This is a genomic window from Deinococcus sp. (genome assembly GCF_030523985.1).
Lineage (GTDB): Bacteria > Deinococcota > Deinococci > Deinococcales > Deinococcaceae > Deinococcus.
Genome location: NZ_JAUNHK010000004.1, coordinates 25111 through 45519, shown reverse-complemented (window position 1 = coordinate 45519; position 20409 = coordinate 25111). Strand labels below are relative to the sequence as shown.

Genomic DNA, 20409 nt, shown 5'->3' with positions numbered 1-20409 from the left:
TCAGGCGGTTCGCCACCTTTTCGGCTGGGTAGGCGGGGTGCAGTTCCGTCATGGGGACATGATGGCATGCGCGGGTGAGGCTGGGAATTGGTTCGGCTTTGCTGCTGCGGAAGGACAAAAAAATCCCCGCGTGGAGGCGGGGAAAGGCGTTTTCAAGTCCGTTGTAGACGCAGAATTTGTTGACTTAGTGCTTTCGTCCGTGTAGACTTGTCTTACAAACGACCCGGACTTCCGAACTGTCACCGTATGGTGTGCGTGCCCTAAATGGGATAGGAGCCGGGTTTCTTCTGTTTTATTCAGGCTCCCAGACATCCTGCACCTTGTGACGCACACGTTCCAGAAAGCCTCTGTCGCGCTTTTCCTCGTCATAGGCACGGCGAATCGAGCCAGCCAGCATATCGGCGAGTTGGATCAGGTCATCCGAGGCGGAGTCGCGGAATTTGCAGTCAGCGAGTAGGCCTCCCAGTTCCTTTCTGAGATAGCCGCCGAATGCCTTCTTGAAAGCCCGGTCGCCCGAGCCGTCCACGCGCAATTTTGCTCCAGCTATGGACGCTGCATGGCGTTGTAGGGCCAATTTGACAAAGGAGCTGTAAAACTTCTCCTTGTCCTGCCTGAAACTCTCAGAGACCAGAAGACGCTTGTCCACCACCATCGCCCTGACCCGAAAGGGCGCTTGTTGCACCCCTTCGAGAAACTGGAGCCTGAGCTGGTCGCTCATTTTGTTGAATTTGAACTCAAAGTGGGAATGGAGCTTAAGGCTGCCCCGCAAACCCTGTATGACTTTTGCTGTTGCCTCGGCATCGTCGAAACTGTCGAAGATGACGAGAGCGATGACAAAATAGGTCGAGGAACCTTGCCCAAGCTTGAAGCCTGCATCCCCACTTTCGTCCAGAAAAACAATCAAATCAGCTTCACCCGCACTTGCTGTAGCCGCAGGCTTGGCATTTCAGGCAGCCTTCTTCCCGAATCACGGCCTTGGCCTCGCAGACGGGGCACTTTTCCTTCTGCATGCTGTCGGTGCTGACGCCCTGGGCGGCGCTGCTCGGCGCAGGCTCACCGCTGCCGCCTGCCAGGGGGGGCAGTGTGCTGGCTTCCAAGTCCTTCTGGCCCAGTTCCTTCTGGAAGGTGTCGAGTGCCACCGCAATCAGGTCGGCCTTGCTGCCCACCAAGCGCCCGTTGTAGCTGCCGTACAGCCCGCCGTTGATGCCGCGCAGGGTGTGGATGATGGCCTGGGCGGGCACGCCATGTTGCAGTGCGATGCTGACCACGCGGCCCAGCGCTTCGGAGTCGGCGTTGGCTTCGTCCCCGGCGCGGCCCGAAATGACCATCACTTCCACGGGCTTGCCTTCCAGTTCGTTGACCGTGACCAGGAACGAGCGGCGATGTCCGCTGGTGGGGTCGGTCAGCTTGACCATGTCGGTCACGCCGCGCAGACGGGCAGGGCGCTCGTAGCGGGGCTGGGGGGTCGAGGGTTGAGGGTTGAGGGCCAAGGGTTGGGGGCTTGCTTCGGCCTTCTCGCTCTCGGCTTCCTCTTTCTTGGCCTTCTTCTTGCTGGTTGAGAGCACTTGGAACTGGCGCGAGCCGTCGCGGTATACGGTAATGCCCTTGCAGCCCGTCTTGTAGGCTTCGCTGTAGGCGTCCTGCACGTCCTGCACGGTGGCGCTGTTGGGCAGGTTGATGGTTTTGCTCAGGCTGTTGGCGGCGTGCTGCCCGCCGTCGTCGAAGGCCCGCTGCACGGTGCCCTGCATCCGCACATGGTCGGCGGGGCTGATGTCGTGGGCGCACACAAAGACCTGCTGAATGGCCTCGGGAATAAAGCTCAGGCCCACCACCGAGCCGTGGTTTTCGCTCACCGCTTCGGTGACTTTGTCCCAGTCCCAGCCGGGGCGCGTTTCGTTCCCGGAGCCGTTCCTGCCGTCTTTGCTCATGCCCTGGGGGGCGGGGTAGCTTTCCAGCAGTTCCACGAACAGCGGGGCGAGCAGGGCGCGGTACTCGCTGCCGATCTTGCGCCAGATGAAGGGGCTGAAGACGGGTTCGATGCCGCTGCTGACGCCCATCAGCATGGAGGTCGTGCCCGTCGGGGCCACCGTCAGCACCGCCACGTTGCGCCTGGGCTGGTGCGGGATTTGGTCAGCGTGGCGCTCGTAAACGGGGTAAATGCCGCGCTCCGTGCCGAGGCGTTCGCTTTCGGCCACTGCCTCTTCACGCAGCGCACTCATGATGTCGTAAATGGCTTGGCGTCCCGCTTCGTTGTCGTAGCGCAGGCCCATCTTGATCAGGGCGTCCGCCAGACCCATCACGCCCAGGCCCAGGCGACGCAGGTCTTGCGAGGCCACGCGGTTGTCTTCCAGCGCAAAGACGTTGACATCCAGCACGTCGTCAAGGAAACGAACGCAGGTTCTCACGTCCTGGCGGAACAGCTTGAAGTTGAAGGTGCTGTTTTCAACGTAGGCCGCGAGGTTGATGGCGCCGAGGTCGCAGGGCTCGCCGACGGTGAGGGGGATTTCGCCGCAGTTGTGGGCCAAGACGCCGTTCGCATCGAAGGCGTGCACCTGCTCCACCGTCACGTCATAGACCGCTTCTTCACCGTCTGGAACGATGCTGATGATTTCGTCGCAAAAGCGTTCGCGGTTGAGTTGGCGAGCATAACCTGCCAGTTTTTCGCTCAGCAGCGCGGCCTTGCGGCTGTCGCGGAAGCCGACGACCTCAGCAAAGCGGCTCAGGTTGCTGCCGCTGATGACCAGTTCGTGCTGCGCCTTGATGCGGTATTCGGCGCTGCCGCCCTTGCCGTCGGGCAAGCTGTGCGTGCCAACGGTGCGGCGCTCGGCATAGAGGCTGCCCAAAATGCCCAGACGCGCCAGCATCCGCTGGGCACGTTGCAGCAGGCCAAGGTCGGACTGGGCCAGCCGCACGCTGACGCCCTTGCTCTGGTGGCCCTGCACGCTGCCGTCGGCGTCAAACAGCCCTTGCAGCACGCCCCTGTAAAACTCGTAGCCCGCCTGCTCCACTTTGTCGGTCAGGGTCTTCTCACCGTGCCCGATGTCGTATTTGGCGGCGAGTTCCGCCAGGGCTTCGCTGCTCAGGCGAATGCGCCCGCGCTCCTCGTCGTTGCTGCGCCACAGCTTTTTGACCGCGCCCAGCTTGCTCAGCACGACCTGGGCTGCGTCTGCCAGTTCTTCGCGCCCCTCGCCCCAGAAGCCCAGCGCCGCCATCGGACGGGCCTTGTCGGTGAGAAAAGTGCCGTCGCCAATCAGCGAGCCGAGCAGCCAGCCTTCGCTGAAATTGCCCGCGCCTGCCCAGGCTTTTACGCTGCGATGGTCGTTCAGCATGATGCGGTCACCTGCGGCGAGGTCGCCCGTTTCCGTCCAGGCCGTCTCCTGTACGTCACGGGTCTGGCGCACCACTTTCAGCAGACGGTGATTATCGGTCAGGCGCAGTTCATAGCCGCGACGGGTGGTGACTTTCAGCACGGGTTTGACGCCCGTCAGCCAGAAGCCGCCGCGTGCCTCAAAGCTCTGTCCGTCCACAGTGGCGCAGAAATCCTTGCCGATCAGGTCGCGTACTTGCCGCGCACCAAAAGCCGTGCTGACCCAGGTGTCGGCCGTCACACAGGGGTTGGTCGAGCGAATCTCGTACCTTTTCCCCAGGTTCTTCAGCGCCGAGTATTCGTTCACGCGGTCATTGAAAATCAGCCCCGGTTCGCCCGTGCTCCAGGCGTGCTGGGCGATTTCGTCCCACAGCCACGCGGCGGGAATGCCACCCGCGTACACGGGCACCCCTTTTGCGCCGTCCTCCTCGCGGGTGGGGAGTTGGGGCAGCGTGCCGCTGTACTCGCCCGTTTGTGGGGCCAGGTAATACTTGCCCGCCACGTCCTGCGCCTCCAGGGGCCACAGGCCGCCCGCTTGCAGGGTGTCCCAGAACCGGGTGTCCACCAGAATGGAGATGTTGAAGGTGGAAATGTCGCCCTCGGCGGCCTCGCGGTCGAGGTCCTTGGCGGTCAGGAAGTCCAGCACGTCGGGATGCTCAATGGAGATGGTCGCCATGCCCGCGCCGCGCCGGGTGCCGCCCTGACGTACCACCCGCAGCACGGGGGCGTAAACGTAGCGCAGCGTGTTGATCGGCCCGCTCTGCTCGGCGCCACGGTTGGCCCATTCGAGGAAGTTGTCGAAGATTTCCAGCAGGAAGCTGACCGGGCCGCTGCTGGTGCCGCCCGAACCCTTGATGGGTGCGCCTTCTTCGCGCATCTGCGAGAGGTCGATGCGGGGTTCAAGACCCAACTTGGCGTTTTCCGCCACCATCCGCGCCGCGTCCACGATGCCGCCCATGTCGTCGGGGACGGTGTGTACACCTTCAGGCAGCGTCCGCACGATTTGCACGCCGCCCGCCCGTGCCTGCGCGACCAGTTCGGGGCTGATGGCCTGACCGTAGACCACCCGCGTCCAGTTGCGAACCGCCACAGGCTGCTTCTCGCCGTCGGGCTGGGTGGGTGGGCGCATCAACCCCTCAATAAAGTCCTGCACGTCAGGGTGCGTGGCGCTCATGTAGACCCAGCCGCGCACGCCGCTGTCGGAGCGGCTGCTGGCGGCACGGGGGGTGTACACGTCCAGGTTGACGCCGTTGCCGCCCCCCACTTTGGTCACCAGGGCCAGCTTCTTGGCGACTTCCATCACGCCTTCGAACGATTCGGGGGCATGCTCGGTGGCCCCCTGCACGAAGCAGTTCAGGACGTTGCCGTGTTGCGTGCCTGCGCCCGCCAGCACGCGTCCGCCGGGGCAGAACTTCTTTTCGGCCATCAGGTCGTAGTACTGCTGCGCCCACTTCTGCCGCGCTTCGGGCTGTTCGGCCCCCGCCACCCAGTCGGCGATTCGCCAGAACATGCCGCTGATGTCGCCGTCTCCCTGCTGCAAATACTGACGCTTGGCGATGTGCTGGGCGTTTTCGTCGAAGTGGAGGGCGGTCTTGTCGGGGCGCGGGGTGGCAGAGGTGGGCACAGTGGTCATGAAGCTCCTTGGCCGCGAGACGGGCAGGCGTCCGGGCGCAGAAAGTGGATTTGTGGTGGCCTGACCCCCAAACGGCACAGCGCAACCTCTGCCCTGAATCACAGGACAGCCGTTAGACTGGACTGGTCACGAGTCAAGCACCTGGCTTTTCTTTGCAGGACTCTAGCACCGGGGCCGAAGGCTAACAAGCATTGACATACAACCCTTGGTATGCCTCCCGATGAAAACGTACAAGATGCAGTGCGGTGACGCTCAGGCCACGGGGCCGCTGGTCATCGGCAGGACGCCCACCGCCAGCAGCGGGCCATGCTGGGCGAGAACCACGGTCAGGTCATGCAGCCGCAGCACCTGCACGTCACCGACCGACGTGCTGACCTGTCCAGGCAGCAGGGCCACCAGTTCGCCCCGGTAGTCGCGCAGCAGGGTCAGGATGCGGTCCCCCGGCAAGCGCAGTTCCAGCACGCCCGAGTCGGTGCGGAACGTGCCGAAGATGCCGTTGGCGTTCAGGAACGTCGAGGGGGTGGCCGGGGTCTGGGGGCCACTCAAGGTTTCGGGAATGAAGGTCGCCTGATGCACGGCCTGATGCAGCGTGGCCCCGTAGTGCGTGGGGAGGTGCAGGGCGTTCTGGGCGGCCTGGGCCGCTTCTGCCGTTCCCGCTGGCCCGACGCGCCGCAGCAGTGGCCCCAACGTTTCCAGGGTGCGCCGCGCCGATTGCAGCCGCTCGGGAGGGGTCAGGGCCGCGTAACGGGGTGCCCGGCTGGACGCCGCGTGCATGGGGCCGCCGCGCAGCCGCTGGGCCAGGGCACGCCCCAGCCGCAGATACCCGTAGTCCTCGGCGGGGTCGAGCAGCAGCGCCGCCGCCCGCCCCTGGGCCGCGAGGTAGGCGAGACGTTCCAGGCTGCGGGGGTCTTCCTGTAAGCGCAGCAGCACATAATCGCCACAGAAGAACAGCTGAAGCCTGCGCCCACCCACCTGCACGCGGGCGTGGCGTTCGCTGGCGGGCAGGTCGGGGCGCAGCAGGGCCACCTGCCCGGTGCTCTTGCCGCCCGGCTCTTTGTCTTCCGCGTCGCCCTCGGCGTCTTGCACCAGCAGTTGCCAGTTCGGTCCCATCGAGCGCCAGGACAACTTCAGGCCGCGCCAGTGCGCCAGCCGCTGGGGGCTGCCCAGATAGAGGCACAGGAGGTCACGGTCCTCGGGGGGGCCGCTCAGGGCACTGGCCGCTTCCTGGGCATACAGGATGCTGTGGGCCGGAACCGCTCCGGTCAGCAGGCGAGGCTGGCGGTCGAGGCGGGGGCCTAACCAGTTCTGGATGCGCCGGGCGGCGGCCCGCAACTCGGGGCGTTCACGGGGGTCGCGGTTGAATTCGGCCCGCAGGCCCAACTGTGCCCGCAGCGCCGCCTTCAGCACCTCGCGTTCGTGTTCGCTCCAGTGTCCCTGCTCCACGGCGCTGAGCTGCGCCAGCAGCACATCCTCGTCGGGATGACGGGGAAAGGGGTTGTCGTGAACCTGGGCCAGCGCCTGCTGCACACACTGCTGACCCGCTGGCAGCAGCAGCATGTCGCCCACAGTTCGGGTCAGTTGCCGCACCACCTCGCTGTTGCCGAGCGACACCAGGGAATCGTGAATCGGCGGCACCGCGAAAGGCACGGTCAGGCCGCGCTCGGCCCGCTCCGCGTTCTCGGTGACGGCATACAGCACGCGCAGGGTGGGCCGCCCGGCTTCCAGGCGAAGATCCTGAGTCGCCGTGTCCATCTCGGCCATCAGGTCGGCGTGCCACATCAGCCGCTGCAATTCGTGCCAGGCCTGCGCTTCCTCGTCGTTGGTGGTAGAAGGTGCCTGCCACACACCGGGCCGCGTGGGAGCCGGGGCCGGAGACGCGCTCTCCTTCCAGCGCAGATACAGCCGGTCGGCACCCACCAGTCGGCGCTGCAAGGGGCGCGGCAACTCTGCCGTCAAGAGGGTGCGCCGCAGCTCGCGCACGCTCCGCAGGCCGCCGCTCGGCTCCCGGCCTCGCCCCAAGTCGGCCACCTTGTACTCGTACAGTTCGACCAGTGCTGTCAGCCCCGGAATTCCGGCGAGGGTCGAAGTCGGGTCAGGGCGCACGGTGCGGGCATTTTCGCACGGGGACCTGCCGCCTGCCGACCCGATTTTGGGGGGGGTCGGGGGGCAGGGCCTGCGGCGGGGCAGATGGGGTGTAAGGCCCCTGCAAGGTTCGGGGGTATAACTGTAGAGAAATGGTGTCGCGTCTTCCCGCTTTCCCCCCCTGCTGTTCGGAAGCGGCCTGCTGGCCTCTACGGGAGGCGAAATGACTCTGCTGCTGCTGCTGGCCCTGTTCGTGGTGTCCCTGCTGCTGCTCCTGCTCGGTCGTTTCTCGGAAAGACTGCTGGGGCTGCTGACGGCGCTGCTGGTGCTGGGACTCTGTTTTCTCGTGCTCAGTGTGAACGTGCAGGTCGGCGGCGCGGTGGTCGGCGTGCCGCCCCGCATGCAGGGCCTGCTGACGGTGGTGGCGGCGCTGCTGGGCGGCTCGCTGGTCTCGCTGTTGTGGCGGCCTGCCCCCGCGCAGGAGGACAAACTCGCCAAGTTCCGCCGTCCGGCGAGCGACCCGGGGTCACCGGCCCAGAAGGGAGGGGCGCAGGGCAACCGCATTCGGCGGGCCGCCGAGACATTCAAACTGCCGCAGTTTTCGCCCCTGTCGCCCAAGGGCCGCTCGACCCGGGCGACCCGCAGCCACACCAGCACCCGCAACACCCGCACCGCAGGCGGCTCGCTACGGACCGCCAAGACCGCCCGCAACCGCCTGCCGCAGCGCACCGGGGCGGGCACGGCCAGCGACGTGTTCTTTCAGGACTACGAAGTGCTCGAACGGGTCGGCATCGGCGGCATGGGCAGCGTCTACCGCGCCAAGCGCCGCCAGGACGGCAAGATCGTGGCGCTGAAGGTGCCGCAGGAGAAGTATCTGGCCGACGCCAAGTTCGTCAAGCGCTTCTACCGCGAGGCCGAAGTCCTCAAGCGTTTTACCCACCCCAACATCGTGCGGGTCTACGACTACCGCATGCAGGCTCCCGAACACTACATCGCCATGGAGTTTCTCGACGGCGAGAGCCTCGAAGACCTGCTCGAACGCCGCCCCTTCAGCTTTTCCGAAAGTGCCCAGATGCTGCGGTCGATGGCCGACGCGCTGCGGCACATCCACATGCAGAACGTGGTTCACCGCGACATCAAGCCCGCCAACGTGATGGTGCTGCGTGGCGCGTTCGAAAACGGCAAGCTGCGCGAAGGCGGCATCAAGCTGATGGATTTCGGCATCGCGGTGGGCAAGGTGCTGACCCGCCTCACCATGACCGGGGCGCGGGTCGGCACGCCGATTTACATGGCCCCCGAACAGGCCAAGGGCAACCGGGTGGACGCCCGCAGCGACGTGTACTCGCTGGGCCTGCTCGCCTACGAAATGGTCACGGGCGTCACCGCCTTCAAGGGCAGCTATGAAGCCGTGGTGCATCAGCAGGTCTTCGAGCAGCCCAAGCCGCCCAAGCAGGTCAAGCTGGACGTACCCGGCAAGCTCAACGACCTGATTCTGCACATGATCGAAAAAGACCCGGCGCTGCGCCCCACCCTCGACGAGGTCATTGCCCGGCTGGACGCGGGCGTGCTGGAAGACGAAGCCTTCACCGACCCGGTGGCGCTGGCGGTAGGCATCGAGGAAAAGGGCGGCACCCTGCGCCTGCTCGACCTGAACGGCAAACTGCGCCTGAGCCTGCGCGACCTGGGCACCCAGGAAGGAGCGCTGCCCGCCGCGCCCGTCGCCATCGCCGGAAATGCCCAGGGACAGCTGTATGTGGCCTTGCCCGACTACCAGCAGGGGCAGGCGACGGCCCTGATTCGTAAACTGGGCCCGGCAGGCGAGGAACTGGCGGCCTTCGCGCCCTACGGTCTGGCGGCAGGCCACCTGCTGCGTCCGGTCAGCCTCGCGGTGTGGCAAGACCGGGTTTATGTCCTCGACGGCGAAACCCACCAGATCAGCGTCTTCAGCGACCAGGGCGAGTACCTCTTCCGCTTCGGGGGGCGCGGCGAGGGAATGGGCCGCTTCGACCGTCCCGCCATTCTCAAAATCGGCCACGACGGTCAGGTCTATGTGCTCGACTGCGGCAACCACGAGGTGCAGCGCCTGACCCTCAAGGGCGAATATGTCAGCCGCTACGCCTTCCGCCTGGAGCGCAACACCGAGCAACTGCGCGGGCTGGACGGTCTGGGCGTGGATCGCCGGGGCGGCGTCTACATCGTGGACAGCGTGGCGCGGAAGGTTCGCAAAATCGAGGCCGACGGTACCACCGGCACCACCTTCGCGCTCGAAACCCTGGTGGGCGAACCGGTCGACTCTCCCTGGCTGCTCGAAATTGCCGACGACGGGCGCATTTATGCCGTGCGTCAGGGGGGGCAGGTGCTGCGAACCTTCTCCCCAGCGGGTGACATGCTGACCCAACGCGACATGTACGCGCCGCTGCGGGCCATGGTGATCGTGGACCGTCCGGGAATGGCAGCGCAGGAAGTGAACTGAACATGTCACGTCTGCCCCAGCTCACCCTCTACAGTCGCCCCGGCTGCCACCTATGCGAACAGGCCGCCGAACATCTGGAGCAGATGGAACTGGCGTACCAAGTCTGCAACATTGACGACGACCCCGACCTGCGGGCGCGGTACGGGCACCACATCCCGGTGCTGGCGCTGGGCGAACGCGAACTGCTGCGCGGTGTCCTGAGCCGCTCCCGCCTCACCCAGCTCAAGTTGCAACTGCTGCGCGAATTTGCCACCCCTACCAAGCCGGACTGACCGGGCCAAAGCAAAAGGCAGGCCGCCTCCAGCAAACGAAGGCGGCCTGCTCTTATTCAGTGGCTCAGCGCTGAGCGGGTGGGGTGCTTTCGGTGGGCGTGCTCTCGGTCGAGGTGCCGTCAGCGGGAGCCTCTTCCGCCGGAGTGGTGGCGGGCTGGGCGGGCGCACTGCCACCTTCGGGCGTCGCGGGCGCGGGCGTGGTCGGTTTCTGCGCACCGACCCGCTTGGCCTGGGCCGCCAGAACCGCTTCCAGGTTGTTCTTGGGATTCAGGGCCGACACCTGCTTGTCGAGGAACGCCTGACCGACTTCGGCCTGCTTCTGGGTCAGCAGTTGCTCGCGGATGCTGCCCGCCACTTCGCTCAGCGGCTTGGTGCTGGCGCGGGTCAGGTCGCGGACGTAGCCGACCACATAGCGGTCACCCACCTGCACCACCGGGGTCAGGCTGCCACTGCCGACGGGGCGCAGCGTCTGATTGAAAGCAGCGGCGGTCACGGGGGGCACCTGCCCGGTCTGGTCGGGGGTGGGGGCCACCTGCCCGCGTTCGCTGACCGTGCCGCCCGCCTTGGTCGCGGCGGCCACAAAGTCGCCCTGACCGTTCCAGTCGGCGCGGAAAGCGGCAGCCTGGTTCTTGTCCTTGAAGCTAGCCTCGTCCAGCGTGGCGCTGGCGGGTGTCTCGAACTGCGCGACGTTTTCGCGGTAGTACTTCTGCACATCGGCGTCCGTGACCTGCACGTCATGCGCTCCGTACTGCGCGAGCTGCTGGGCAATCTGCTGGCGAGGTCCGGTGAGGGCCAGGCCCAACTTCTGGGCGACGTTGGGCGCGGCGAAGCCCTGAATCAGTTGCTGCACGACCTGGGGCTTGAAAGTCTTGTTCAGCAGCTCGGGCAACTGCTCGGGCGGCAACTGGCCCACCAAGCTGGCAATCTGCTGGTTGTTGACCACCTGCGCCACGACCTCGGAGTAGGGAATGTTTTTCCCGGCCACGCTCGCCACGGTGGGGTTCTCGATTTTCCAGGCGGGGTCCACGTACTCGACCTGGGCGCTCTGCCGCAGCCCGTCCGACCACTTTTCGATGGCGGCGTTCTGCTTCTGCTGGCGCACGGCGGTGGTCACGTCGGCCTTGGCCTGCTCGAAGGTCTTGGGCTGACCGGGCAGGAACTTCTCGACCTTGACGATGTAGAACTTGCCGTTACTCTCGATCACATCGGTAATGCCGCCCGTCTTGAGGGCAAAGGCCGCGGCCCCCACTTCGGTGGGCAGGGTGGCCTGCACGACGGGGCGCGGCTGTCCGTTTTCCAGGGGAGCCAGAGCGCCGCCCCGGTCCTTGCCCTCGGTGCTGTTGGCCGTGGCGAGCGCCGCAAAGTCGGCCCCACCCCGCGCCTGGGCCAGCAGCCCTGCGGCCTTGGCCTTGTCCGTCACCACGATCTGACGGGCCACGATCTGGGGTTCGGACTGGTAGTTGCTCTTGTTCAGGTCGTAGAAAGCCCGCAGTTCGGCGTCCGTGGGGGCTGGGGTCGAGGTGCGAAGTTGCTCCAGCTTCTTGTCATAGGCGAGTTGCTGCTTGACCTGGGTGCGGAACCCCGAGTCGGTCAGGCCGTTGCTCTGAAGGGCGTCGGTCCAGGCCTTGTTGTCGGTCAGGCCGTTGGCTTCACGGACCTTCTTGACCTGTTCGTCCACCTCGGCGCGGCTGACCTGAATGTCGCCCAGCCCCCCGGTGATGGCCTTGCGATCGATGGCCTGTGACACCAGATAGGTCTTGAAATCGTCGCCCAGCACGCCCTCGTCGGTGCTGGCGAGGATGGGGTTGCCCCGGCGGGCCGCCTCGAGTTCCTCGGTGGTGACCACTTCACCGTTCACCTTGAAGGCCGGGGTGCCCTGCTGACGGTTAAACAGGCTGCCCACGTTGGGCGTGAATTGGTAGGCCATCCCGGCGACCAGCAGAACGGATAGGCCAATCAGCAGGCCGTTGACAGCTTTCTTTTTGTTCACTTCTTCTCCCTGTCGCCCCACCCGGATACCTTGCACTCGCTGAGGCGAAGTGCTAGCTTACCCAAGCTCTGCACTCGTAGCTCAGGTGGATAGAGCGTTGGCCTCCGGAGCCAAAGGCCACTGGTTCGAGTCCAGTCGAGTGCGCCACCCAAAACACTGCCGCCTCTCGGGGCGGCGGTTTTCGTTTCGGGGCACGGCTCCGTACAGCACACGCGGCGAATTGTAGCACGCGACCCTGAGACGCATGAGGAAACTTTCCGCGTGTGGGCGCATGTTTTTGGCGCTTGTGGCCCGGCGCGGCTACTATGCGGGCATGAAACGTCTCGTGCCCCTGCTGCTTGCCGCCCTGCTCGCATCGTGTCAGCGTCAACCGGAAAGCGGCGGGGGCGACCTGACCAGCCGCGTGCTCTTCACCGCCAACGGCTCCTACGACGCCCAGGCCGACCAGCGCGGCAAGGTGGCCGATCAGGTGGGGGTCCGGCGGGTGAGGTGGGACACCCGGCCCCCGCTCCCAGCCCAGGCAGTCACGGTGGATTACGACGGCGAGCAACGCACCCGTGGCTGGCAGATGACCCTAGAGCAGCCGGGCTTTACAGCGGCGGAGCTTACCGGAGCGTCGGGCAAGCAGGTCACCACCGTGGAGGGGGACGCGACCCTGATGGTTTCCGGGCCATTGGCACGGGTGCTCGTCCTTTCCCCCACCCCCCAGAGCCTGCAACTGCTGACTCGGGGTTACGCCGTGCAGCACAGGCCCCAACTCCTTCCAGCCTTCGACAGCCCCTGAGGCATAGGGGCAAGGCTTGACAATTCAGCTCCCTGGCCGTAAACTTCTTTCCGCCTTGGGTCGTTAGCTCAATTGGCAGAGCAGCTGACTCTTAATCAGCGGGTTGTAGGTTCGATTCCTACACGACCCACCAAGCAAAAGCCCCGCCTAGCGCGGGGTTTTTTATTTTGTCTTCTGCCCGCTGTCAGGGCCGCGCCGGGTCTTTTGCCCAAACCTTGCCCAAATGTCCGACAGGGTAGGCCCATAGCCCGAAGAGGGGGCCGGGCCAGCATGGGGCCAGGGCTTCGAGTGCTGGCCCCCTCTTCCCTTCGCCGGGTCATGGGGACAGCCTGCCCCCCTGCCCTTATATGAGAACGCTCATAAACAGAAGTGCGCTAAAAAGTTTTGAGCGTATACCCTATGCAAAAAAGTGGGGACGGTGGGGACAGAAGACGAAAAAGCCGCGCCCACACGATAAAAAACACTGTCCCCACACTTCGGGGACGTGGGGACAGCACGCGGGGACAAGCCAGAAAAGACCATGCCAGACGGCAAAAAAAGCGCCGTGCTTCTGTCCCCACTTTTGGGGCCGCGTGGGGACAACGTGGGGACAGAAGGCAGGGACAGCCCGAAAAAGGGCCGGAAGCGTAAGGAAGGCCACAAAAAAGCGCCCCACTTCTGCCGGGCGCAGTTGCTCATATTGCACATTATCTGCTCAGAATGCCCCCTAATCCTGCCGCTTCCGGCGTGGGCTGGCCTTACCAGACCGGGCCAGCTTAGGCGCACGCCGGGCCGGGCGCGGGTCTGCCGCCTCTTCCTTCGCCGCTTTCTCTGCGGGGACAGGCTGGCCCCCCGGAAGGTCTGCCGTACCGAAGGCCAGCGCCCGCAGCTTGTCCGGCAGGGCGTGGGCGTACAGGTTCAGCGTGGTAGACGTTTGGGCGTGACCTAGCAGGGCCGAAACGCTCACCGGGTCAGCCCCCCGCGCTATCAGGAAAGTTCCCGTACTGTGCCGCAGCGCATGGGGGGACAGCAGGGGAAGCCCGGCCCGCTCACAGGTGCGCCGCATGACGTGGCGGGCCGTGTCCTGCCGCATAAAGTCCCCGGACAGGGCAGAAGGGAAAAGCGGCCCCGTGCTGGCCCCTTCCTTATTCGTGGGCCAGACTTTGCCGTGTCGCCGGGCTTCGAGCGCGATATGCCCGCGCATTTCTTCCAGCACTTCCAGGGCTTCGGGGGACAGATAGACCCGCCTTTTCCCCTTCGCCGTCTTCGGTGCGCCCGTGTACGCCTTGCCCTCATGCTCACTTCGGGTCTTCAAGATGTCCACAAAGACCGCGCCCCCCTCTTCTGTCTTGAGGTCTGCCCACGTCAGGGCCAGGGCTTCGCCCACCCGTAAGCCCGTCATGCCCATAAAGGCCAGGGGAAGCGCCCACCTATCCGCCCGCGCCGCTTCGATAAAGCGCCGTAACTCTTCGGGCGTAAAGTGCTTTAACTTCGCCGGGCCGCTGTCTTTCGACCTGCCGGGCTTCGCGTGGGCGGTAGGGTTGTCCCTTAGAAGCCCGTCCCCTATGGCCCGCTTATATGCGCCGCTCAGAAGGCTGTGAACCTGCCGCCGCCCGCTGTCCCCTAAGCCCCTCTCTTCGAGGGCCGCGAAGTAGGCCCGCAGGCGCTTAGCTTCCAGGCCAGCGGCCCGAAGCTGGCCCAGGTCTTCGAGGACATACCGCGTATACAGCTTTTCGTTATTCCAGCGGGTACGGTCTGCCCACGTCCCCGCCTTCGCTTCCATGTATTCCGTGACCATCTGGCCCACCGTCAGGGCCGCAGACACGGGCCGCAGACCCGCCGCCGCCTCTTCCTGTACCTGCCGGACAGCCGCCCGCGCTTCGGTCATGTTGCGGGCTGTCCCCGTGCGCCGCTCGTCTGTGCCGTCTGGAAACTTGACCCGCACGCGCCAGCCCACCGTACCGGAAGCGTTTAGCGTGTAACTGCCCTCATGGTGTCCCCGCTTGCCCTCTTTCTTCTTAGGTTGCCTGCCCATGCCGGACAGGTTAGGACAGAAGAGGAAGCGCGAAGACGCTACAGGAAGGAAAGAGACAGAAGAGGAAGAGGGCCGCGCTATTCTGTGGGCCTGCCCGCGTGGGCAGGAAGGGGGGAAGCATGACCGTACACCGCACCGCACACGCCGGGCCTTTTCTCTTCGCCGGGTCTGACCTGTGGGCAGAGGAAGACCTAGAAGCGTGCCGGGCCGCTGCCCTCTTCCTTGCCCAGCACGCGCCCGCGCCCACCTTCGAGAAGGTCAGCGCCCTTTTTTACCTTGCTGACCGCGCCCACCTGTCCCGGTACGGTGCGCTTATCTGTGGGGGGACATACGAAGCCATGAGACACGGCCCCACGCCCGGCCCGCTGCTTACCCTGACCCGGCAGGGCTTAGACCTGACCGCAGGCGCGGCCCCTGACATGGAAGAGCTAAGCCCGGCTGCCCTCGAAGTCATGGGCGAAGTGCTGGCCCTGTACGGCGAAGACGCGCCGGAAGAGGTCAGCGCCCGGACACGCGGCGAAGACTGGAAGACCTGCCCGCCCGGTCTGCCCATGACTGCCGCCCATATCGCCCGCACGCTGCCCAATGCCCGCGCCGTGCTGGAACATCTGGCAGACCCGCACCCGTGAGCCTCGCAGCGGGCGAAGACCGCGCCCCCGTGTGGGGCGTCTTTCATGTGTGGATGGAAGGGACTAACCCGGCGAAGCATAAGTTTTTTATCTGCCTCATGGTGTCCGGGTCTTCGGCTGTGGGCGTAGTCATCAACTCGAAGGTAAATGAGCTAGGCCAGGGGCCGCACCTTCGCCCGTGCTATGCCCCCATCAGCGCCCAGGCGCACCCCTTCCTAACCTATGACTCATGGGCAGATTGCACCCGCACTTTTACCCTGCCACTGGAAGACCTGACCGCCCCACGCGGCAGAGTCAGCCCCGAAGCGGCCCGCGCCGTGCTGGAAGCTGTGGGCGCGTGTCCCCGCCTTAAACCCCGCACCCGTGCGGCCCTTCTGTCTGTCCCGCTGCCTTAGCCCGGCCCCAAAAAAGAAGGGAAGCGAAAGCCAGCGCCCGCGCTTCCATGTCTTCGAGTGCGCCCGGTCAGGGCTGGCCCGTCTTCTCTTCGCCTAGTCTGCCTGTCCAGGCATTTATAAGCACCACCGCGCCCGCGCCCGCCATGCCTCCACTTAGTCCGGCCCCTGTGGGGACAGCGAAGGAAAGGGCGAAAAAGGCCAGCCCCAAGAAAACAGAGCCGGACACGCGCCCCCCTGACTTCCGAAGGCGAAAGAAGCCCATCAGGGCCAGCAGGAAGGCCAGCACAGCCGCCCAAAGACTCAAAGAAGACGGGACTAAAGAGGGCAAAGTTACCGCCAGCACCGCGCCCACCATGACTAAAGCACACAGCACACGGTAAGCCGTCACTTCGGGCCTTCCTCTTCGCCGGACTGCCACAGCTTTTGACCCGCGTAAGCGAGTAGGGGGGCCAGAAGAAAAACGGAATAAGGCGCGGGCTCCCCTTCCAAAAGCGCAGGGAGATTCACAAGCAAAGAAAGAAGGGACAGCGCGTACAAGGCGACAGCGGCCCACTTCCGGCCCGTCACTGTGTCCCCCCTTCGCTTCCAGCTTCCGGCAGGTCTTCGGGCGTGCTGGCCCTCTTCTCTTCGCCGGGCTTCCGGTCTTCGCCTTCGACTTCCACAGTTAGGCGAAGGTCTAGCGCCTCAAAGATGCTGGCCCACAAGTCCGGCACTTTGCCGCCGCGTCCCCCCGTGTCATTCAGGGCGCGTGTGATGTGTGTAGGCCGCGTATCCACAGCGCGGGCAAGGTCTGCCCGCGTCATGCCCTTTTCTTTTAGGCGCACTTCGACTAGTGCGCGTATTTCCTCATTCATTCCCATAACTTACCCCCTTTGGGGCATCTTCCCCGTTTAAGGTTATACCCCATATTTGACATCATACCCCAAAAAGGGTAACATTCAAGACAGCAGAAGACGCGGCCCGCCGTAGGAAGTGAACCGCGCCCACTGACTCCCAACCCGAAGAGGAAAGAAGCAAAATGAACGATACCACCGCCCAAAAGCCCGAAGCCCTCAGCCGCACATGGGCCGCAGTCATCGAAGACCGCGCTTATAGCGAAGTTTGGGGCGTGCGCCGTCACACGGTCACGCTGTCCCGCGCCTATGTGGGCGCACCCATGACCGCAGAAGTGGACGGCGAAGCGGCAGACTTCGAGGAAGCCGTGCGCCTTCTGGCCCGCGCCGAAGTGCTGACCCTGACCGCCGAAACGCTGGCCCCCCTGCCCGCGCCCACCATCGGCAAGGCCCGCGCTTCGCGCCTTCACAGACTCATGGGCCGCGCCGGACTCATGGAGCATTACGGCTTCGCCCGGCGTGTTTTGGGCCGCGAAGTGTACAGCCTTGCCGCCCTAACCGAAGAGGAAGCCCGGAAGGTCTGGCAGTTTGTCCAGCACATGACCGCGCCCGCGAAGACTGCCGCAGCATGACCCGCACAGGGGGCCAGACCCGGCCCCCACCTTCTGCCCCCACTGGAAGCCCTGACCGCGTAGACACTGACCCGGCGAAGGAAGAGAAGACGCCCACGCGCCCACCTTCGCCCACCGCTTCCAGGGGGCCAGACCCGAAAAAGGAAGGCCCACCTATGGCCCTACACTTCGCCCGCTTTTTCGCGCTGGCCTATCTTCTGGCCTTCGCCTTCGCGCCCGCACTCCCTGACCGTCTTTTCTTCGCCGCCCCCTGTGCTGGCCTTCTGGCCCTGTGCTTTTTTCTGGCCCACATGGGCAGGAAGGGCCGCGCATGACCGCGCCCACCCTGCCCCCACTGCCCACGCTTCCAGTCTGTGACGCCCCCGCGCTTCTGCCCCTCGAAGACGGCGCGGCCCTTTTGCTGTGCAACTGGAAGCGCGAAGACAGCCCGGCCTACACCGTCCCCGCCTGCCGTCTGGAAGACGTGCGCCGGGCGCTGGCCCTGTCCCCCGTTCTCTCTTCGCCGGACGTGACCCCATGACGCGGGCCAGCTTCCCCGGCGTGGACACCCGCACGCCCGAACAGATGCGCGAAGACTGCCGCCGCGCAGACCTGACCCCCGAAGAAAGAAGGGCCGCGCTTCGGGAACTGGCCCGCGCCCGCGAAGTCCACACGCGCCGCCTTGCCCAAATAGAAGCCATAGAAGCCGGACACCTTGCCGCCCTCGAAGCCCACAAGGAAGTGAACCCATGACCGCGCCCGCGTCCCTTGCCCTTTTTGCCCCCTGTGACGGTTGCGGCGAAGCTGCCGCCCTGCCCGCCCCTGACGCCCCCCACATGACCTATTGCCCGGCGTGTCAGACCCGGCAGGCCAAAGAGGAAGCGGCCCGCGCCATGCTGGAAGACTTCGCGGCCCCCATTGTGGGCGCGTGGGCTTCCTTCTGGCTTCGCGCCGGGCTGACCCTCGAAAGTCTGGAAGAGGTAGCGCAACTTTTGGATATGTCATGGGCGCACACTGACCACGCCCAGCGCGTGCGCCGCGCCCGGCTGTACCGTCTGGCCCGCGCCTACCCCCTGCCGCCTGTAGAAGCTGTGACCGTCCCCCCGCAGCGCGTGGGCGTAGACTTCGCGGCCCTGCCCTACCTGACCGCCTTCTACCCCAAAGACCCCCGGCCCGGCGCACTTCCTGACCCTGTTTTCTTTGACAGCACGGGAAAAGCGGCCCACCTTTTCCCCGGCGTGGACACGCTGGCCCTCACCATGCCGGACGGCGTGCGGGCCGTGCTGTACACGGGCCGGAAGGGGCAAGGGCCGTACACGCCGGACAAATACAACCCGGCAGGGCTTCGCGTCCCCGCTGACTTATGGCCCGCCTTCGAGGTCTATATGTCCGGGCGCGAAAAGTGGGCAGACCTGCCCGGCGAAGTTATCCAGGCGAAGCCCCCCACGCCCGAAGCGCCCACGCTGGCCCGGCTGACCCTGCCCGAAGTCATCACGGCGAAGGAAGACGGCGAAGGCGTGCGCCTTCTGTGCGATAGGGCCGGGCAGGTCTTCGAGTACCGCACGCGGCCCGGCGTGCCTTACACCCTGACCGGAAGCCGCAGCGAAGCGAAGACGGGGAAGCCCTACACGCTCACCCTGTACCCCGAAGACCCCACGCGGGCCGCTTCCTTCGCTGTCCCCTGTGCCGTATGGGAAGGGGACACATGGGCCGGGCTGTGCCGTCTGCTAGGGGGCGAAGCGTGACCCGGCCCACCTCGAAGGCCCGGCGCGTCCGGCCCATCTTCCCCGGCGCGGCCCGCCTCGAAGCGTGCGAAGTCATCCGCAGCGCGTCCGGCGTGCCTGCCCTCTTCCTTCGCACCCTGACCGCAGACAGCCGGGCCGGGCTGTACCGCCTGCCCGAAGGCGTGGGCGTGACCTTCCAGGCCAGCACGGGCAAGGGCCAGGGCGTGCGGGCCGTCTTCTCTTCGCCGGAAGTGAGCCAGGTCTTGAACCTGTCAGAAGGCGCGTATGCGGCCCTTCTGGAAGGGCTGGCCCGCCTTCGAGAAGCCCGGCAGGAAGTGGGCGAAGCTTGCCCCCCCGAAGACCTGCCGGGCAAGGGTCACACGCTCAAATGCGCCGCCGTCATCTTCGAGGAAGGCCAGCGCCCGGCCCTGTATGTGGGAACCGCTGGCCCTGACTTCGCGGCCCATGTGTACCGCGTCCCCGAAGGCGTGCGGGTCAGGCTGGAAGCCCCCGACCCCCTACCCGCAGAAGTGGACAAAAAGGGCCGGGCCGCAGCACTCAAGGGCCGCGCCCTTCTGGAAGGCCCACAGGGAAGCGCGGCCCTTGCCGTGTCTGCCGTGTCCACAGCCCGCGCCCTTCTCGAAGTGCTGGAAGCCTTCGAGAAGGGCCGCGCCGCCTACCATGCCGCCCGCGCCCACTTCGAGGGCAGACCCGGCGAAGAGACAGCCGGACAGGGGGCCGCGTGACCCGGCGAAGAGAGAAGCGGCCCCACCGTCCCCGCGTCTTCCGGCTTCCTTTTCGCCGGGTAAGGGGCAGACCATGACCCGCGCCGGACAGCAGACCCTACAGGAAGCGGCCCGCGCCCTGCTCGAAGCGGCAGAAGACCCCACGCCCGCGAAGCTGGCCCGCGCCGCGAAGTGCGCCGGACGTGCGGCCCGTGCGCTGGCCTTCGCGGGCTTCAAAGACTAGGCCCGGCCCCCGTGTCAGATTTGACAAAAGCCCGCGCCCCGCCTCTTCCTTCGCCGGAAGCCCTGACCCTTCGCTCACACTCGAAAAGGAAGACGCCCACCATGCTTAGACCTGCCCCCCATATCCTGACCCTGACCTTTTCGCCGGAAGACTTCGCGGCCCTGCCCACGCTGGAAGAGGTCAGCCCTTCGCAGGTTGCCGGGCGTGTCTGCCTTGACCTGTCAGACGGCGCAGAAATCCACGCGGCCCCCCATGACCTGACCCTATACCGCACGCCGCACGCCGTCCCCTTCCTTCTCGAAGTCCGGCAGGAAGGCCAGCACTTCGCCGCACGTCTGCCGGAAGACTTCGCCCGCCTCTTCGCGTGGGCGCTGGAAGACTTCGCCCGCGTGCCTGCCGTGCTGTCCCTTCTGACCGCCCGGCGTGCGCTGGAAGCTGCCGCACTTATCCCCCACATGACCGGGCCGGATATGTGCGCCCGTGAATACCTCGAAAAAGCCGCACGCGAAGCCCGCGCCGCGCTGGAAGGCTGGCCCACAGGGGAAGCCCGGCCCGAAGCGCCCGAAGCCTAAGCCCCACGCGCCCGGCCCCCCGTCTTTCCTTCGCCGGAAGACCGGGCCGGGCCTTCTCTCA

Annotated in this window: 20 protein-coding genes and 2 tRNA genes; 14 read left to right on the top strand and 8 right to left on the bottom strand. The window is 65.7% G+C overall.

Annotated elements, in window-relative coordinates:
- Window positions 1–205 (top strand): hypothetical protein (locus tag Q4C89_RS01565; RefSeq protein WP_303100854.1); only part of this gene is annotated, 205 nt, incomplete at its 5' end.
- An 87-nt stretch (window positions 206–292) separates the two neighbouring features.
- Here Q4C89_RS01565 and Q4C89_RS01560 read toward each other — a convergent pair.
- The 3 genes from Q4C89_RS01560 to Q4C89_RS01550 form a co-directional block, all read right to left on the bottom strand.
- Window positions 293–904, bottom strand: a complete 612-nt coding sequence (locus Q4C89_RS01560; RefSeq protein WP_303100853.1) for a DUF3800 domain-containing protein — start codon at window positions 902–904, stop codon at window positions 293–295.
- A gap of 7 nt (window positions 905–911) precedes the next feature.
- A complete protein-coding gene (locus tag Q4C89_RS01555; protein WP_303100852.1) occupies window positions 912–5000 on the bottom strand; it encodes an LAGLIDADG family homing endonuclease in 4089 nt (1362 codons plus the stop codon).
- Window positions 5001–5252: 252 nt separating this feature from the next.
- The gene (locus Q4C89_RS01550; protein ID WP_303100851.1) at window positions 5253–7103 is read right to left on the bottom strand and encodes a hypothetical protein; all 1851 of its coding nucleotides are present in this window, start codon (window positions 7101–7103) and stop codon (window positions 5253–5255) included.
- A 202-nt stretch (window positions 7104–7305) separates the two neighbouring features.
- Between Q4C89_RS01550 and Q4C89_RS01545 the strand changes: the two genes are divergently transcribed.
- Both Q4C89_RS01545 and Q4C89_RS01540 read left to right on the top strand, forming a co-directional pair.
- Window positions 7306–9555: a protein kinase gene (locus tag Q4C89_RS01545; RefSeq protein WP_303100850.1), complete on the top strand. Its 2250-nt coding sequence runs from the start codon at window positions 7306–7308 to the stop codon at window positions 9553–9555.
- Between the two features lie 2 nt (window positions 9556–9557).
- Window positions 9558–9827 (top strand): glutaredoxin family protein, encoded by a 270-nt coding sequence (locus Q4C89_RS01540; RefSeq protein WP_303100849.1) that lies wholly within the window; start codon window positions 9558–9560, stop codon window positions 9825–9827.
- A 64-nt stretch (window positions 9828–9891) separates the two neighbouring features.
- Here the strand turns inward: Q4C89_RS01540 and Q4C89_RS01535 are convergent, their stop codons facing one another.
- The gene (locus Q4C89_RS01535; protein ID WP_303100848.1) at window positions 9892–11817 is read right to left on the bottom strand and encodes a peptidylprolyl isomerase; all 1926 of its coding nucleotides are present in this window, start codon (window positions 11815–11817) and stop codon (window positions 9892–9894) included.
- A gap of 70 nt (window positions 11818–11887) precedes the next feature.
- Here Q4C89_RS01535 and Q4C89_RS01530 point away from each other — a divergent pair.
- From Q4C89_RS01530 to Q4C89_RS01520, 3 genes are all read left to right on the top strand, one after another.
- A tRNA-Arg gene (locus Q4C89_RS01530) sits at window positions 11888–11964 on the top strand.
- A 166-nt stretch (window positions 11965–12130) separates the two neighbouring features.
- Complete coding sequence (locus Q4C89_RS01525) at window positions 12131–12601, top strand: hypothetical protein (protein WP_303100847.1); 471 nt, start codon at window positions 12131–12133, stop codon at window positions 12599–12601.
- Window positions 12602–12658: 57 nt separating this feature from the next.
- Window positions 12659–12734 (top strand) — tRNA-Lys (locus Q4C89_RS01520).
- A gap of 573 nt (window positions 12735–13307) precedes the next feature.
- Here the strand turns inward: Q4C89_RS01520 and Q4C89_RS01515 are convergent.
- On the bottom strand, window positions 13308–14615 hold the full coding sequence (locus Q4C89_RS01515) for a site-specific integrase (RefSeq protein ID WP_303100846.1): 1308 nt from the start codon (window positions 14613–14615) through the stop codon (window positions 13308–13310).
- A 119-nt stretch (window positions 14616–14734) separates the two neighbouring features.
- On the opposite strand from Q4C89_RS01515, the gene Q4C89_RS01510 reads away from it, so the two are divergent.
- On the top strand, window positions 14735–15244 hold the full coding sequence (locus Q4C89_RS01510; RefSeq protein WP_303100845.1) for a type II toxin-antitoxin system antitoxin SocA domain-containing protein: 510 nt from the start codon (window positions 14735–14737) through the stop codon (window positions 15242–15244).
- 462 nt (window positions 15245–15706) lie between these two features.
- Here the strand turns inward: Q4C89_RS01510 and Q4C89_RS01505 are convergent, their stop codons facing one another.
- Entirely contained in the window at window positions 15707–15865 is a 159-nt protein-coding gene (locus tag Q4C89_RS01505; protein WP_303100844.1) for a hypothetical protein, read from the bottom strand.
- A 337-nt stretch (window positions 15866–16202) separates the two neighbouring features.
- The gene (locus Q4C89_RS01500) at window positions 16203–16442 is read right to left on the bottom strand and encodes a hypothetical protein (RefSeq protein ID WP_303100843.1); all 240 of its coding nucleotides are present in this window, start codon (window positions 16440–16442) and stop codon (window positions 16203–16205) included.
- A gap of 215 nt (window positions 16443–16657) precedes the next feature.
- On the opposite strand from Q4C89_RS01500, the gene Q4C89_RS01495 reads away from it, so the two are divergent.
- Window positions 16658–17104: a hypothetical protein gene (locus Q4C89_RS01495; protein ID WP_303100842.1), complete on the top strand. Its 447-nt coding sequence runs from the start codon at window positions 16658–16660 to the stop codon at window positions 17102–17104.
- Between the two features lie 161 nt (window positions 17105–17265).
- Here the strand turns inward: Q4C89_RS01495 and Q4C89_RS01490 are convergent, their stop codons facing one another.
- Complete coding sequence (locus Q4C89_RS01490; protein WP_303100841.1) at window positions 17266–17394, bottom strand: hypothetical protein; 129 nt, start codon at window positions 17392–17394, stop codon at window positions 17266–17268.
- A gap of 20 nt (window positions 17395–17414) precedes the next feature.
- Here Q4C89_RS01490 and Q4C89_RS01485 point away from each other — a divergent pair, with 20 nt between their 5' ends.
- The 6 genes from Q4C89_RS01485 to Q4C89_RS01460 all read left to right on the top strand — a co-directional run bounded on the left by Q4C89_RS01485 (window position 17415) and on the right by Q4C89_RS01460 (window position 20348).
- Entirely contained in the window at window positions 17415–17624 is a 210-nt protein-coding gene (locus Q4C89_RS01485; RefSeq protein WP_303100840.1) for a hypothetical protein, read from the top strand.
- On the top strand, window positions 17621–17836 hold the full coding sequence (locus tag Q4C89_RS01480; protein WP_303100839.1) for a hypothetical protein: 216 nt from the start codon (window positions 17621–17623) through the stop codon (window positions 17834–17836). The genes Q4C89_RS01485 and Q4C89_RS01480 overlap by 4 nt, the downstream gene beginning before the upstream one ends.
- Window positions 17833–18828, top strand: coding sequence for a hypothetical protein (locus Q4C89_RS01475; RefSeq protein WP_303100838.1), 996 nt, complete (start codon window positions 17833–17835; stop codon window positions 18826–18828). Before Q4C89_RS01480 ends, Q4C89_RS01475 begins: the two co-directional genes overlap by 4 nt.
- Window positions 18825–19553, top strand: a complete 729-nt coding sequence (locus Q4C89_RS01470) for a hypothetical protein (RefSeq protein ID WP_303100837.1) — start codon at window positions 18825–18827, stop codon at window positions 19551–19553. The genes Q4C89_RS01475 and Q4C89_RS01470 overlap by 4 nt, the downstream gene beginning before the upstream one ends.
- 73 nt (window positions 19554–19626) lie before the next feature.
- Window positions 19627–19776, top strand: coding sequence for a hypothetical protein (locus Q4C89_RS01465; RefSeq protein ID WP_303100836.1), 150 nt, complete (start codon window positions 19627–19629; stop codon window positions 19774–19776).
- A gap of 101 nt (window positions 19777–19877) precedes the next feature.
- Entirely contained in the window at window positions 19878–20348 is a 471-nt protein-coding gene (locus Q4C89_RS01460; protein ID WP_303100835.1) for a hypothetical protein, read from the top strand.
- Window positions 20349–20409 lie beyond the last annotated feature (61 nt).

What these genes read in the sequence shown, in the direction of transcription:
- Q4C89_RS01540 (WP_303100849.1), top strand. Translation starts at nt 9,558, where the DNA reads ATGTCACGTCTGCCCCAGCTCACCCTCTACAGTCGCCCCGGCTGCCAC.
- Q4C89_RS01510 (WP_303100845.1), top strand. Translation starts at nt 14,735, where the DNA reads ATGACCGTACACCGCACCGCACACGCCGGGCCTTTTCTCTTCGCCGGG.
- Q4C89_RS01475 (WP_303100838.1), top strand. Translation starts at nt 17,833, where the DNA reads ATGACCGCGCCCGCGTCCCTTGCCCTTTTTGCCCCCTGTGACGGTTGC.
- Q4C89_RS01480 (WP_303100839.1), top strand. Translation starts at nt 17,621, where the DNA reads ATGACGCGGGCCAGCTTCCCCGGCGTGGACACCCGCACGCCCGAACAG.
- Q4C89_RS01515 (WP_303100846.1), bottom strand. Translation starts at nt 14,615, where the DNA reads ATGGGCAGGCAACCTAAGAAGAAAGAGGGCAAGCGGGGACACCATGAG.
- Q4C89_RS01495 (WP_303100842.1), top strand. Translation starts at nt 16,658, where the DNA reads ATGAACGATACCACCGCCCAAAAGCCCGAAGCCCTCAGCCGCACATGG.
- Q4C89_RS01460 (WP_303100835.1), top strand. Translation starts at nt 19,878, where the DNA reads ATGCTTAGACCTGCCCCCCATATCCTGACCCTGACCTTTTCGCCGGAA.
- Q4C89_RS01500 (WP_303100843.1), bottom strand. Translation starts at nt 16,442, where the DNA reads ATGACGCGGGCAGACCTTGCCCGCGCTGTGGATACGCGGCCTACACAC.
- Q4C89_RS01555 (WP_303100852.1), bottom strand. Translation starts at nt 5,000, where the DNA reads ATGACCACTGTGCCCACCTCTGCCACCCCGCGCCCCGACAAGACCGCC.
- Q4C89_RS01545 (WP_303100850.1), top strand. Translation starts at nt 7,306, where the DNA reads ATGACTCTGCTGCTGCTGCTGGCCCTGTTCGTGGTGTCCCTGCTGCTG.
- Q4C89_RS01485 (WP_303100840.1), top strand. Translation starts at nt 17,415, where the DNA reads ATGACCGCGCCCACCCTGCCCCCACTGCCCACGCTTCCAGTCTGTGAC.
- Q4C89_RS01525 (WP_303100847.1), top strand. Translation starts at nt 12,131, where the DNA reads ATGAAACGTCTCGTGCCCCTGCTGCTTGCCGCCCTGCTCGCATCGTGT.
- Q4C89_RS01465 (WP_303100836.1), top strand. Translation starts at nt 19,627, where the DNA reads ATGACCCGCGCCGGACAGCAGACCCTACAGGAAGCGGCCCGCGCCCTG.